This window comes from Pseudomonas sp. CK-NBRI-02 (assembly GCF_008124495.1).
Lineage (GTDB): Bacteria > Pseudomonadota > Gammaproteobacteria > Pseudomonadales > Pseudomonadaceae > Aquipseudomonas > Aquipseudomonas guariconensis.
Map to the genome: position 1 here is coordinate 93,577 of NZ_VSJH01000015.1, position 12,079 is coordinate 105,655.

Genomic DNA, 12,079 nt, shown 5'->3' on the forward strand with positions numbered 1-12,079 from the left:
TGACTTCCTTGCCCGCAGCGTGCGCGGCATACCCTGCTCGCCACCACGCCTGTCCGACATCCAAAGCACCTGATTTCACTGTTTTTCGCTTATAGATGAGGACACCAACATGGCTGATATCTTCGACAACCCGATGGGTCTGATGGGCTTTGAGTTCATCGAATTCGCTTCCCCCACCCCAGGCGTTCTGGAGCCGGTCTTCCAGATGCTGGGTTTCACCAAGGTGGCTACCCACCGTTCCAAAGATGTGCACCTGTATCGTCAGGGCGGCATCAACCTGATCCTGAACAACGAACCCAAGAGCATCGCCTCGTACTTTGCCGCCGAGCACGGCCCATCGGTCTGCGGCATGGCATTTCGTGTTCGCAATGCCCACGAAGCCTACGCCCGCGCCCTGGAGCTGGGTGCGCAGCCGGTCGAAATCGAAACCGGTCCGATGGAGCTGCGTCTGCCAGCGATCAAAGGTATTGGCGGCGCGCCGTTGTACCTGATCGACCGCTTCGAAGAAGGCAGCTCGATCTACGACATCGACTTCAAGTTCATCGAGGGCGTTGACCGCAATCCGAAAGGCGCGGGCCTCAAGCTCATCGACCACCTGACCCATAATGTCTATCGCGGCCGTATGGCCTACTGGGCCGGTTTCTACGAGAAACTGTTCAACTTCCGCGAGATCCGCTACTTCGACATCAAAGGTGAATACACCGGCCTGACCTCGCGTGCCATGACGGCGCCCGATGGCATGATCCGTATTCCGCTGAACGAAGAATCGTCCAAGGGCTCGGGGCAGATCGAAGAGTTCCTGATGCAGTACAACGGTGAGGGCATCCAACACGTGGCCTTCTTCACCGATGACCTGATCAAGACCTGGGATGCCCTCAAAGGTTATGGCATGCGCTTCATGACCGCGCCTCCACAGACCTACTACGAAATGCTCGAAGAGCGCCTGCCAGGTCATGGCGAGCCAGTCGACGAGCTGCAGGCCCGTGGCATCCTGCTCGACGGCTCTTCCGAGGCGGGCGACAAGCGTCTGTTGCTGCAGATCTTCTCCGAGACCCTGCTCGGCCCAGTCTTCTTCGAGTTCATCCAGCGCAAGGGTGACGACGGCTTCGGTGAAGGCAACTTCAAGGCGCTGTTCGAGTCCATCGAGCGTGACCAGGTTCGCCGCGGCGTCCTGAACGTCGAATAAGGCCCAGGGCACGCTGGGTCATCCCCGGGATGACGCAGCGTGCCTGCCACTGGCACGATTCCTGAAAATTCCCCAATACATCATTGCCCCCGTCAGCAGCCCTATCAGGGCGAGTGAGGGGAGTATCTGCAACATCGATTGACGAATCTCCTGGCTGGTATGGCCTTGGGGATAACCTCCCTTGACCGTGTACCCATGCTTGCTCGACATCGCACTGCGAAAGAACTCCGCTTGCGAAGGGCGTTGGGCTTCTCGGCTATCGCCTGCGCTCCACAGGTATGTCTCCCCAAATTCCAACAGCAGCACCAGGCCATCCTGGAACCCGCGTAGTTCGTTGCGCAGCTCCAGGCCGTAGGCGGTGGCAATCACTCCTGGGTTGGCATAGGTCAGACGCAGTTCGACGACCACGTCATTGGGTGTGACCGGCGAGTTGAAGTTGAGCTGCACATGGGCGCTGGGAGTGGAAAAGGCAGGGCTGTAGGACGAAGTGGTTTCGATCGTGCTGCAGTAGGCCTGGCCATCCTGGGTCAGCACCAGCGAGCGAATGCGCGGATCGCCAGCCACCAGCCGTTCGAGCTTCCCCAGAACCTTCGCACAGGGCTGTCCAGCCAGCGGCAGTGCAGTGGAGGCGGCTGTTTGCAAATGGTCCAATACTCGGTCGACGGTGAAGATGGCCTCCTGAACGGACACCAAGGCGTTTTCTTCGAGTTTTCTTTCCAGCTGGTACACCATCACTAGCAGGCCTGACACCATCGGGACCAGTCCGATCGTCAGGACCAGCAGTATCTCGAGCAGGCTGCGGCCTGCGTGAGTGAACCTCGACATCGAAATGTAACCCTCCGACCAGACTGTCCTGAATGGACAGAAGCCGGAAAGATTAACGGGGCAGGTAGCCGGTGGACTGTAGCTGCGATCCGTTTGCGCAGCGGTACATGGCAAAAGACGTTGTCGGAGTCATGCCGGCTTTTTCAGTCGCTCCAGCACCTGTTGCGCTACCTGCCGGCTCGAGGCCGGATTCTGCCCGGTGATCAGCCGGTCGTCGCTGACGACGAAGGCAGCCCAAGGGTCCTCGTGCTTGCTGTATTTGCCGCCACGGGCGACCAGTTCGTTTTCCGTCAGGAACGGAACGACCTTGTCCAACTCGGCGAGTTTCTCCTCGGTGTTGGAGAACCCGGTGACCTGTCGCCCCCTGACCAACAAGCTGTTGTCACTGAGCTTGATGTTGAGCAAGCCGACCACGCCATGGCACACCGCAGCCACCACCCCTCCGGCCTCGTAGATGCGTCGGGCCAGTTCCTGCAGCGGCGCGTTGTCGGGAAGGTCCCAGACCACGCCATGGCCGCCGGCGTAGTAGATCGCGCAATAACTGTCGGCCTTGACTTGGCCGGGAGAAAGGGTGCTGCCCAGGCGACTCATGAAGGCTTTGTCGTCATACCACTGCCAATCGAGCTCGGGCGCCATTTGCAGGCTGTGGGGATCGATCGGTACATAGCCCCCGGCGGGGCTGACGTAGTCGACGGCATAGCCGGCCTTCTGGACCTCGTCGACAAAGTGCACCGCTTCGCCCAGCCACAGACCGGTGGCGCGCCGCAGCGTTGGATATTTCGCCGTATTGGTCAGCACAACCAGGATTTTCTTGCTCATGACCACACTCCCAGCGCCAGCAAAGTGCCCGGATCTGCCCGGGGCAGAAGAAAACCTAATGAGCATAGACGCCCATGGCGGGAAAGCCACGGCCCGGCGCGTGTGCTAGCCTGCTCGGCAGACCGTCGAGCATGGCGGCATGACAGGAGGCAGTATGGACACATTCATGCAGGCGGCCATCGATGAGGCGCGCCAAGGACTTGCCGAAGGGGGCATCCCCATTGGCTCGGTGCTGGTTCATGAGGGGCGGATCATCGGGCGTGGGCATAACCGCCGGGTGCAATGCGGCAGTGCCATCCTGCACGGCGAGATGGATGCCCTGGAACGGGCCGGTCGCCAAAACGCGCAGGTCTACCGCGAGGCTACGCTGTACACGACGCTGTCGCCTTGCCCGATGTGCAGTGGCGCCATCTTGCTCTATGGCATCGGCCATGTGGTGGTGGGAGAGAACCGCACGTTCATGGGTGAAGAGCAATTGCTGCAAAGCCGGGGAGTACGCGTAGAAGTGCTGCAGGATGCCTCGTGCGAGCAGATGATGCGCGACTTCATCGAAAACCATCCAGCGCTGTGGAATGAAGACATCGGTCGTTGATCAGGCCTCGCCGAGCATCTGCATGACCCGGGCCTGCAACTGGCTCAGTTCGAACGGTTTGCAGATCAGCTGCATGCCGGGGTCGAGAAAGTCGTCGCGAGCCATGGCGGTCTCGGCATAGCCGGTGATGAACAGCACCTGCAGGCCAGGCCGCCGTTTACGGGCGATCTGCGCGAGCTGACGACCGTTCATTCCTGGTAGCCCTACATCACTGATCAGCAAAGCAAACTGCCTTGGCGAGTTCAGCAGTTGCAGGGCTTCATCGGCATTGCAGGCGGCCTGACAGGGGAAACCCTCTTCGCGCAGCGCCTGGAAAACCAGGTTTCGTACATGAGGATCGTCCTCGACGATCAGCACATCACGATTGCCGTCGACGGCTTTCATGGGGTGCGTATCTGTCTTGGGCTTTGCCTGGCCGCGATAGCGTGGCAGGTAAAGGTCGACCTGGGTACCGTGTCCAATCTGGCTGTGCAGCACCACATGGCCGTGAGACTGTTTGCTGAAACCGTAGACCATCGACAGGCCCAGGCCGATACCCTGACCGATCGGTTTGGTGCTGAAGAACGGCTCGAAGGCACGTTCAAGGGTGCCTTGCGACATGCCATGGCCGGTGTCACGGATGCTCAGGCGCAGATAGTCGCCATCGGACAGTCCACCGCCGCTGAAACAGGCATCGTCGATATGCTGATTGCTGGCTTCGATGTCGAGCTGACCACCGCTTGGCATGGCTTCGCAGGCGTTTAGTACCAGGTTGTCCAGTACTTCACGCAATTGCATCTCGTCTGCCTCGACCAACCAAAGATTCGTTGGCAGGATCAGCTGCAACGTCACGGATACGCTGAGCTTGGCTTGCAGGGATTCTCGCTGGAGCAGGCTGCGCAGATCGATGATTTTTCGTTGCAAGGACTGCCGAGAAGAGAACGCCAGCAACTGATGGGTGAGGCGAGCGGCGCGTGCCACGGCTTCGCGTCCCATGCGCAGTACGCCTCCCAACTGCTCCGTACGTCCTTGGAGCAAGCGCTTTTCGATCAGTTCGAAGCTGCCGCCGATGCTGGTGAGCAAGTTGTTGAAGTCATGAGCGATGCCGCCAGCCAGCTGGCCTACGGCGTCCATCTTCCGGGTCTGGCGCCATGCCCGATCCTCCTCCTTAGGCCGTTGCCGTTGGTCATCGAGGCGCTGTTGCAGTTCGCACAGGCGGTCACGGGCACGGTACTGCCGGCGCCGTGCATGCAGGGCCACCTGGCTCATCTGAAGGAGCTGGGTATCGTCGACAGGCGATGGCAATTGCAGCAGATGGCCCAGTCGTGAGGTGGGAGGGTCGGTACCTGAAGGGGGGGTATCGAGCAGCAGCAGAACAGGCAGGTCCGACCACACCGGTTGTTGGTCGATGAACACTTGCAGCGGCGATTGCGGGTCTGTCGGCAGCGTGCTGTTGGCGGCAATCAGTAGGCCTACACCTTCGGCCAGCCATTCGCCCAGGCGCGTGACATTGTCGGTGCACAGGCACACGAAGCCTGCACCTGTCAGCAGGCGAGACATCTGCGCAGCGATCTGCGCGGGCCCCAGGATGAGAGCCCGTTCGTCTATGAGCACCGCAGCGGCCAAGGGATTCTCCTGACTCTGGTCACCGATACCCACTGGACCACGAACAGAGAGCAGGGGTTCCGCCGCAGATGAGCGGCGTCCTACAAGCCTTGCTGGAGCAACGGATCGTCCGGATTCTGCCGCTCGAGTTCGGCCAGCAGCACCTGTACGTTCTGCAGTTGCCCGGTTTCCTTCCAGTACTGAATCAACAGCACCCGCGCACGCCGATTCGCAGGTTCCCGGCTCAGCACGGTCTCCAGCTGTTTCTGCGCAGCCTCGACCTGCTCCAGGTCATGCAGAGTGACGGCCAGGCTGTAGCGGTAGTCGAGGTTGTCCGGCTCCAGCTCGACGGCGCGTGAGAAGGCGAGCAGGGCGTACTCTTCTTGATCGTGGCGGGTCAGCCAAAGGCCCAGCTGATGCTGCAGGAAGGCTGAGTCCGGGCGCAGGGCCAAGGCTTTGGCGAGCACTTGACGAGAGGCGTCGTGCTGGCCCTGGCGTTCGAGCAGTCGGACCTGCGTGGCCAGTGCGTCGAGGTTGTCAGGGGCGATCTTGAGGCTGCGTTGCAGGGCGGCGGCGGCCTGGTCGTAGGCATCTTCATGCAGATACAGACGCGCCAGGTGCACTTGCGCGGCGGCGTCGTCGGGCTGGGCCTCCAGTGCCTGCTGGTACTGCTCCAAGGTGTCCTGCAAGGGGCCGAAGTACAAACCGATTGCATCGGGATCGAGGCCCAGCAAGGCATCCACCGCAGCAAAACGCACGCCTTGGTCCTCGTCCTCCAGCAACGGGCCCAGAACCAGACTACGTTGAGCTGCGGGTAACAGCCGGCGAATGCTGGTAATGGCGGCGCGGCGAACCATCGGGTCGTCGTGCTCCAGGTCCTGGCGAGCGAGTTTCAGTGCCTGGGGGGAGGGGTAGTTGGGCAGCTCGGCGTGCAGGGCTGCCCGGCGGATCGGCGCCAGGTCGTTGCGCTGCAGTTGCTGGTAGAGCACCCGCGCTGCACCCGGCTCGCCATCATGAGCTTGGCGCAAGGCCTTGGCATAGCTGTGGGCAGGGATGGCAGGGGCAGTGGGTTGCGGGTCACGCCTCAGGTAGCCGATGACACCCGATACCAGGACCAGCAAGAGCAGGGCAATCAGGTAACGACGGCGGTTGGGCATCGGGCGGTCCGTGGCGGCGGGAATGGCAGAGCTTGGGACAGCCGGACACTAATTGCAACGCCCGTGCGGCAGCTGGCCAGGCCAGATCGTATGGAAAGGTCTGTTAAGATTCGCGCGTTTCCAACTGTGGCCAAGGAGCCGTTTCATGATCATCAGCACCACCAGCCAGCTCGAAGGCCGCCCCGTCGCCGAATACCTGGGTGTGGTCAGCGCCGAATCGGTGCAAGGCATCAACTTCGTGCGCGATTTCTTTGCTCGCTTTCGTGATTTCTTCGGCGGCCGTTCCCAGACTCTGGAAAGCGCCCTGCGCGAGGCGCGTGAGCAGGCCACCGAGGAGCTGAAGGCGCGGGCACGTCAATTGCATGCCGATGCAGTGCTGGGTGTGGATTTCGAAATCAGCATGCCATCAGTCCAAGGCGGCATGGTCGTGGTATTCGCAACCGGTACGGCAGTCCGCCTGAAGTAGGGCACTTTGCCACTGGTCGGGTGGTGCCGGATTGTCCGGAAGGTCTGCAAATGACCGACTAGTCTCCATTTCAACGGGCCGCCGCTTCTGAGCAAGCAGAGTGCTTGCTGGCGCAGCCATCATTGGAGGGAGCAGGGCATGAGCGAATCCTTTTCCGAAGACATGAACGATGCGTTCCCGATCAACAGCCAAGTGTGGTGTGGCCAGGCGTTCTTGCGCCTGGGGTTCGCCAACATGACCCTGGATGAATCGGAACAACTTAAGCCTGCACATTTGCAGCGCGTCAAAAAGGGCCGTTTCACGCCCCGGTTCCGGACCCGGAAGTAACCCCGCCCAGCGTTCTCGCCTGGCCAGCAATACAGCGGTCAGGCGAGGGCACTTTGGCTCCTGCGCCGACGCTTGCCTGATCGATCGGAGAACTGCATCACGATCGCTGGCAGCTTTTCATCCTGTTTGTTGATCTTGCTCATGGCATCGGTGGGTCGTACTCGCCGGGCGCTCACGGCTGTGCTTTTCTTGCGCCGATTTTCAGCACAAGGAGGTGAATGCATGCGTGTCAGGGAACAGACTTACTGGGAATGGGCCGATGCCCAGTTGCACAGCCGCTGCCATGACGAAGTCCTGAGTGATGGCACCGTGCTCGATATCCAGGTGCGGTTGTCGCGGTTGGGTGCCACGCAATTGTTTCTCGGGCTATATGCTGGAAACGGCAAAGCCCTGCTGGAGGAGTACTATCCCGCGCGCCCCGGTGAAACCATGACCCGTGCCCTGGTCTGGGGCGTGGAGCGCGCTCGGGCCTTGGCCACCGGCGCCGTGCCGTTGCCCGCGGCCAGGGCCCGGCGACTTCAGGCCTGAGCGCGGCGGTTGCGGCTGGCCTGGACGATACGCTCGGCCGGCACGCGCAGCTGGCGCAACAGGTACTCTGCAAAATCCTTGGCCCAAGGCTGCAAGGCAATGGCTTGTTCCATGCAGCTTAGCCAGACGTTGGCGTGCTCTTCGTCGATTGGCCATTGTGCGTGGAATGAGGGAATGGCGATCGAGCCATAGCGCTCGCTGTACAGGCGTGGTCCACCGAGCCAACCGCTCAGAAAGCAGGCCAGTTTGTCCCGTGAGCCTTCAAGGTTGTCAGGGTGCATGCGCCGCACGCTGGATGCTTCAGGGCGCTGGTCCATCAATCGGTAAAAATCATCGACCAGACGGCGCAGGCCGTCGATGCCGCCAGCGGCCAGGTAGGACGCGTCGCCGGTGCCATAGGCAGGGATATTCATCGCAGGCTCCAACAAACAGGAGCGCACAGTGTAACAGGCATGAAAAAGCCCGGCCTTGCAGGGCCGGGCTCAAAGAAGGGTGGTACGACTCAGTTCAATGGGTCTATCACCTTGACTGCCTGCCGCTCACGGGCGGTAGGCCATTCTTGTTGTAGGGTCTGCAGGACGCGACCGACGAACTCGGTGTCGGCGGCGGCCTTCTTGCCGACATAGCCTTGGCCACGGCGGTAGACCTTGAAGCGGGCGCGCATGCTGGGCATGTGCGATTCGAATTCATTTTCGACCGTGTTGGGTGGCAGACGGTCGAGGCGTACCTCGCCAGTCTGGCTGACCCACAGCAGGTGGTCATCGAGGCTGTCCTTGCGCGCGGCGAACAGCTGGGCCAATTGGTCGATCGTAGGATTGTTGTTCAAATTCATCATAAAGCCCCCATTACCCATCAGTCAGTGATTTTTCACTCGGCGCCACGATGTGTAGCGCACTAACACGGCTGCTACAGCAGCATTGCAACAGGGGCCTTCTCACGCTGCCTTTTGGACAGTTTCCCTCTCCACGGACGGCCTGCGTTACCGCGCAGGCCGTCTGGAACACCCTTGCCACCGCTCCCGATCAGGGAGACGGCCTCATCATGCCCAAGGGTGATGAACGACGTCAACAGGTTTGTAGTGAATATTTTTTGGCACTACATGTTGTCCGACAATCGATCACGCGCAGCGCCTCGAGCCTGTTCTGGGGCTGAAGTGGCTGCTTCGTGTCTCAGCGCTCCAAGGCGGAAAGGATCTGGTAGGCCGCGCGTACCCTGGCTTCATTTGGGTAGTTGCGGTTGGCGAGCAGGACGATCCCCAGCCCCTTGGCCGGGATGAAGGCGTAGTACGCACCGAAACCTCCGGTGGCACCGGTCTTGTTGTACCAAGCGGCTGGTTCGGTGGGCAGGGTCGGTTGCAAACGGACGGTAGGTTGGGGGTTGAGAGCTACCTCAGAGCTATTGCCTTTAAGCAAGGTTTCCAAGGCGACTGGATACCGGTAGCGCTCCCATCCAAGGCCCTGGGTCATCGGGCCGACCTTGAAGTAGCCCGCCTGGGTGAGGGCGATCGCCTTTTGCAGCGATGGCGCCAGCGAGTCGGCGTTCAACTGCAGGCGCACATAGCGTGCGGCATCGTTCACGGTGGTCTTGATTCCATAGGCTTCGTCCGCCAATGGTCCTGGATTGACCCGCACCGGCTGGTTGCTGGCGTTGTAGCCCTGGGCATAACGCTGTTGTGCAGTGCCAGGTACGGCAAGGTAGGTATCGGTCAGGCCTAGTGCAGGCAAGAGTTGTTCGGTCATGATCTTGGCGAACAATTGTTTCTGTGCACGCGCCGCCAGATCACCAAACAGGCCTAGGCTGGGGTTGGAGTAACAGCGCTGAGTGGCCCGTGCAACACGCGGTTTCCAGTGCTGATAGAAGGCCTGCACCTGCGCTTCGGTCTGCACGTTGTCGGGGAATTGCAGCGGTAGGCAATCGGCGCTGTAGGCACCCAGTTCCAGCACACTGGCCTCACCCAGGGACGTGCCTTCAAGGGCCGGATGGTAGCGTTTGGCGGGGGCATCCAGCGCCAGCGTACCCTGGGCGCTGGCAAGCGCAACGAGGGTGGCGGTGTAGGTCTTGCTGAGCGAGCCGACCTCGAACAACGTGTCGCGTTTCACGGGTTGGGCGTTGGCCTTGTTGGCCACGCCGTACGTGAAGTAGTGCTCCTTGCCATCGGCGATCACGGCCACGGCCATGCCCGCGATGTCGTGTTCACGCATCAAGGGCTCGATAACCTCATCGACCTGTGTGTGCAGCGCGTCGGCCAGGCTGTGCCCGGTCACGGTGGCGAGGCTCAAAGCGAGTGCAAAGCGCACGTAGGGCAGTGGCTTCATGCAAAAGATCCTTTTCAGATTCAGTAAGGTGTGTGGCGTCGCAGGAACTCGCCTGGCGATTGGCCGAAATGCTCGCCAAAGGCCGCGATGAATGCTGAAAGCGAGGCATAGCCACAAGCCAAGGCCACGTCAGTGACCCGTTCTGCGCGCTCCAGCGCTGGCAAGGCACTTAGCAGGCGCACCCGTTGACGCCATAGGCGGAAGGTCAGGCCGGTCTCGCGCAGAAAGCGCCGGCTGAGGGTCTTTTCCGAGATGCCAAGACGCAGCGCCCAGTCGGCCAGGCTGCGGGTATCGTCGGGCGAGGCTTGCAGGCGGCGGCAGATCTGACGCAAGTGACGATCGCGAGGGAGCGGCAGGAGCATCTGTTCTTCCTGGGCACTGGCCAGACGGTCGAGCAGCACCTGCACCAGACGCCCATCGGCGCCTGACTCGTCATAGTGCACGGGCAATTGCGAGAACGCCTGGATCAGTTCGCCCAGCAGCGGTTCCACTACCACCACCCGGCAGGCCATGGCCGGCCAGGGCAGGGCGGCAGGTTCGATATACAGGCTACGGATACAGGTGTTGGGCTCGCAGACTACACGGTGGGGAACCTGTGCGGCGATCCAGACGGCCCGTTGGGGGGGCACCAGATACAGGCCTTCGGGCGTGTGCACGCGCAGGATGCCGTTGCGGGCGTGGGAGAGTTGCCCCCATGGATGCCGGTGACGATAGCCCAAGGCAATGTTGGGGAGGCTTTCGGCCTGGCCATAGACCTGTCGTGGTAGGCATTCGAGCTGGTCGAGGCAGGCCTCGGGATGTCCGTTCAGCGACACTAGTGGGGGTTCCGGCGTTAGCGGTAGGGAAGGCGAGACCTTATCGTTTGCTCCTGCATAAATACAACTCGGAATAAACCATGAAGTACGTCAGAAAAATCTTCGATAACTTCACCTTAGCCTTGCTTGGGGTCGTGCTGATCGCCACCTTCTTGCCGTGTTCAGGCGATGGCGCGGTGTTCTTTGGCTGGTTGACCAATTTGGCGATTGGCCTGCTGTTCTTCCTGCACGGCGCCAAGCTGTCGCGCGAAGCGATCATCGCCGGCGCCAGCCATTGGCGGTTGCACCTGCTGGTGTTCGCCTGCACGTTCGTGATGTTTCCGTTGCTGGGCATGGCCTTCAAGCCGCTGTTCGTGCCGTTGGTGGGCAACGAGCTGTATCTGGGCGTGCTTTATCTGTGCGCCTTGCCGGCGACAGTGCAGTCGGCGATTGCCTTCACCTCCCTGGCGCGCGGCAACATTCCGGCGGCGATCTGCAGCGCAGCGGCATCGAGCCTGCTGGGGATCTTCCTCACACCGTTGCTGGTGATGCTACTGCTCGGTGCCGAGGGCGACACCGGGTCGGGGTTGGACGCGGTGTTGAAGATCACGCTGCAACTGCTGGTCCCGTTCGTGGCAGGGCAGGTTGCCCGTCGCTGGATCGGGGAATGGGTCAAGCGCAATGCACGGTGGCTGAAGATCGTCGACCAAGGTTCGATCCTGCTGGTGGTGTATACGGCTTTCAGCGATGCGGTGGTCACCGGGCTTTGGCATACGGTCTCGGCGCAGCATTTGGCGGGGCTGTTCGTCGTCTGCGGGATCTTGCTTGCAGCGGTGTTGTTCGTGACCCGGCTGTTGGGGCGTGTGTTGGGGTTCAGTGTGGAAGATCGCATCACCATCTTGTTTGCCGGGTCGAAGAAGAGCCTGGCTACGGGCGTGCCGATGGCTCAGGTCTTGTTCGTGGGCGGTGGGATTGGGGCGATGATCTTGCCGTTGATGTTGTTTCATCAGATTCAGTTGATGGTGTGTGCGGTGTTGGCTCAGAAGTACGCTGCGCGTGGGGTTGAGGGGGTTTCGGCGGTTTCCTGATGTTTTTGTGGTTTTGTGGTTTTGTGGTTTGTGGGCTTATCCGTTTGATTTGGCGACGGTTAGTCACCTTTCCGCCCTTACGGCGGGTCACTTTTGGTCTTGGCCAAAAGTAACCAAAAGCCGCGCGCCCCTGCATCCGGCCCGGCGCTTCGCACCGGGTCCCCTCGCTGCGGTGTCTTACGGGGCCTCGCGGCCTCCGGCTGGCTACGCCAGCCTCCATCTCGCGACTTCGGCTACGCCGAAGGGCGCTGCGCGCCTGCCCCTCCAGACACCTCCACTCGGCCTGCTGATGGGGCGCAAGTTACAGCGGCGCCTGGACTGGCGTTGTTTTATTCAATGGTTTTTGTGGTGAGCTTTTGGCCTATTCGCGGGTAAATGAGCGCCGAACCGCCGCTCAT

The 12,079-nt window shown here is 61.1% G+C and carries 14 protein-coding genes; 6 read left to right on the forward strand and 8 right to left on the reverse strand.

The window, feature by feature from the left end; translation table 11 throughout:
* Nucleotides 1–109 precede the first annotated feature (109 nt).
* Nucleotides 110–1,186, forward strand: coding sequence for a 4-hydroxyphenylpyruvate dioxygenase (gene hppD, locus DQ397_RS11465; RefSeq protein WP_043214998.1), 1,077 nt, complete (start codon nt 110–112; stop codon nt 1,184–1,186).
* An 18-nt stretch (nt 1,187–1,204) separates the two neighbouring features.
* Here the strand turns inward: hppD and DQ397_RS11470 are convergent, their stop codons facing one another.
* Together DQ397_RS11470 and DQ397_RS11475 are read right to left on the reverse strand one after the other, a co-directional pair.
* Entirely contained in the window at nt 1,205–2,011 is an 807-nt protein-coding gene (locus DQ397_RS11470) for a CSS-motif domain-containing protein (RefSeq protein WP_043214995.1), read from the reverse strand.
* A 129-nt stretch (nt 2,012–2,140) separates the two neighbouring features.
* Complete coding sequence (locus DQ397_RS11475) at nt 2,141–2,830, reverse strand: type 1 glutamine amidotransferase domain-containing protein (RefSeq protein ID WP_043214993.1); 690 nt, start codon at nt 2,828–2,830, stop codon at nt 2,141–2,143.
* 154 nt (nt 2,831–2,984) lie between these two features.
* Between DQ397_RS11475 and DQ397_RS11480 the strand changes: the two genes are divergently transcribed.
* Nucleotides 2,985–3,422 (forward strand): nucleoside deaminase, encoded by a 438-nt coding sequence (locus tag DQ397_RS11480; RefSeq protein ID WP_043214990.1) that lies wholly within the window; start codon nt 2,985–2,987, stop codon nt 3,420–3,422.
* On the opposite strand, the gene DQ397_RS11485 is transcribed toward DQ397_RS11480, so the two are convergent.
* Nucleotides 3,423–5,027, reverse strand: coding sequence for an ATP-binding protein (locus DQ397_RS11485; protein ID WP_043214988.1), 1,605 nt, complete (start codon nt 5,025–5,027; stop codon nt 3,423–3,425).
* An 80-nt stretch (nt 5,028–5,107) separates the two neighbouring features.
* Nucleotides 5,108–6,163 (reverse strand): tetratricopeptide repeat protein, encoded by a 1,056-nt coding sequence (locus tag DQ397_RS11490; protein WP_043214985.1) that lies wholly within the window; start codon nt 6,161–6,163, stop codon nt 5,108–5,110.
* Between the two features lie 145 nt (nt 6,164–6,308).
* Here DQ397_RS11490 and DQ397_RS11495 point away from each other — a divergent pair, with 145 nt between their 5' ends.
* From DQ397_RS11495 to DQ397_RS11505, 3 genes are all read left to right on the forward strand, one after another.
* Complete coding sequence (locus DQ397_RS11495; RefSeq protein ID WP_043214982.1) at nt 6,309–6,629, forward strand: YbjQ family protein; 321 nt, start codon at nt 6,309–6,311, stop codon at nt 6,627–6,629.
* A 138-nt stretch (nt 6,630–6,767) separates the two neighbouring features.
* A complete protein-coding gene (locus DQ397_RS11500; protein WP_043214981.1) occupies nt 6,768–6,956 on the forward strand; it encodes a hypothetical protein in 189 nt (62 codons plus the stop codon).
* A gap of 222 nt (nt 6,957–7,178) precedes the next feature.
* Nucleotides 7,179–7,484 carry a hypothetical protein gene (locus DQ397_RS11505; RefSeq protein WP_043214979.1) on the forward strand — a complete coding sequence of 102 codons (306 nt, stop codon included), beginning with the start codon at nt 7,179–7,181 and terminating at the stop codon, nt 7,482–7,484.
* On the opposite strand, the gene DQ397_RS11510 is transcribed toward DQ397_RS11505, so the two are convergent.
* From DQ397_RS11510 to DQ397_RS11525, 4 genes are all read right to left on the reverse strand, one after another.
* Nucleotides 7,475–7,897, reverse strand: coding sequence for a group II truncated hemoglobin (locus tag DQ397_RS11510; protein WP_043214976.1), 423 nt, complete (start codon nt 7,895–7,897; stop codon nt 7,475–7,477). The two genes, DQ397_RS11505 and DQ397_RS11510, sit on opposite strands and share 10 nt — an antisense overlap.
* An 89-nt stretch (nt 7,898–7,986) precedes the next feature.
* Nucleotides 7,987–8,319 (reverse strand): hypothetical protein, encoded by a 333-nt coding sequence (locus DQ397_RS11515; protein WP_043214974.1) that lies wholly within the window; start codon nt 8,317–8,319, stop codon nt 7,987–7,989.
* 334 nt (nt 8,320–8,653) lie between these two features.
* Nucleotides 8,654–9,799 carry a class C beta-lactamase gene (gene ampC, locus DQ397_RS11520; RefSeq protein WP_043214972.1) on the reverse strand — a complete coding sequence of 382 codons (1,146 nt, stop codon included), beginning with the start codon at nt 9,797–9,799 and terminating at the stop codon, nt 8,654–8,656.
* A 20-nt stretch (nt 9,800–9,819) separates the two neighbouring features.
* Nucleotides 9,820–10,614: a helix-turn-helix transcriptional regulator gene (locus tag DQ397_RS11525; RefSeq protein WP_043214970.1), complete on the reverse strand. Its 795-nt coding sequence runs from the start codon at nt 10,612–10,614 to the stop codon at nt 9,820–9,822.
* An 80-nt stretch (nt 10,615–10,694) separates the two neighbouring features.
* Between DQ397_RS11525 and DQ397_RS11530 the strand changes: the two genes are divergently transcribed.
* A complete protein-coding gene (locus DQ397_RS11530) occupies nt 10,695–11,681 on the forward strand; it encodes a bile acid:sodium symporter family protein (protein ID WP_043214969.1) in 987 nt (328 codons plus the stop codon).
* The last annotated feature ends 398 nt before the right edge of the window (nt 11,682–12,079 follow it).

What these genes read in the sequence shown, in the direction of transcription:
- DQ397_RS11475 (WP_043214993.1), bottom strand. Translation starts at nt 2,830, where the DNA reads ATGAGCAAGAAAATCCTGGTTGTGCTGACCAATACGGCGAAATATCCA.
- hppD (WP_043214998.1), top strand. Translation starts at nt 110, where the DNA reads ATGGCTGATATCTTCGACAACCCGATGGGTCTGATGGGCTTTGAGTTC.
- DQ397_RS11530 (WP_043214969.1), top strand. Translation starts at nt 10,695, where the DNA reads ATGAAGTACGTCAGAAAAATCTTCGATAACTTCACCTTAGCCTTGCTT.
- DQ397_RS11505 (WP_043214979.1), top strand. Translation starts at nt 7,179, where the DNA reads ATGCGTGTCAGGGAACAGACTTACTGGGAATGGGCCGATGCCCAGTTG.
- DQ397_RS11510 (WP_043214976.1), bottom strand. Translation starts at nt 7,897, where the DNA reads ATGAATATCCCTGCCTATGGCACCGGCGACGCGTCCTACCTGGCCGCT.
- DQ397_RS11480 (WP_043214990.1), top strand. Translation starts at nt 2,985, where the DNA reads ATGGACACATTCATGCAGGCGGCCATCGATGAGGCGCGCCAAGGACTT.
- ampC (WP_043214972.1), bottom strand. Translation starts at nt 9,799, where the DNA reads ATGAAGCCACTGCCCTACGTGCGCTTTGCACTCGCTTTGAGCCTCGCC.
- DQ397_RS11515 (WP_043214974.1), bottom strand. Translation starts at nt 8,319, where the DNA reads ATGATGAATTTGAACAACAATCCTACGATCGACCAATTGGCCCAGCTG.
- DQ397_RS11500 (WP_043214981.1), top strand. Translation starts at nt 6,768, where the DNA reads ATGAGCGAATCCTTTTCCGAAGACATGAACGATGCGTTCCCGATCAAC.
- DQ397_RS11470 (WP_043214995.1), bottom strand. Translation starts at nt 2,011, where the DNA reads ATGTCGAGGTTCACTCACGCAGGCCGCAGCCTGCTCGAGATACTGCTG.
- DQ397_RS11495 (WP_043214982.1), top strand. Translation starts at nt 6,309, where the DNA reads ATGATCATCAGCACCACCAGCCAGCTCGAAGGCCGCCCCGTCGCCGAA.
- DQ397_RS11490 (WP_043214985.1), bottom strand. Translation starts at nt 6,163, where the DNA reads ATGCCCAACCGCCGTCGTTACCTGATTGCCCTGCTCTTGCTGGTCCTG.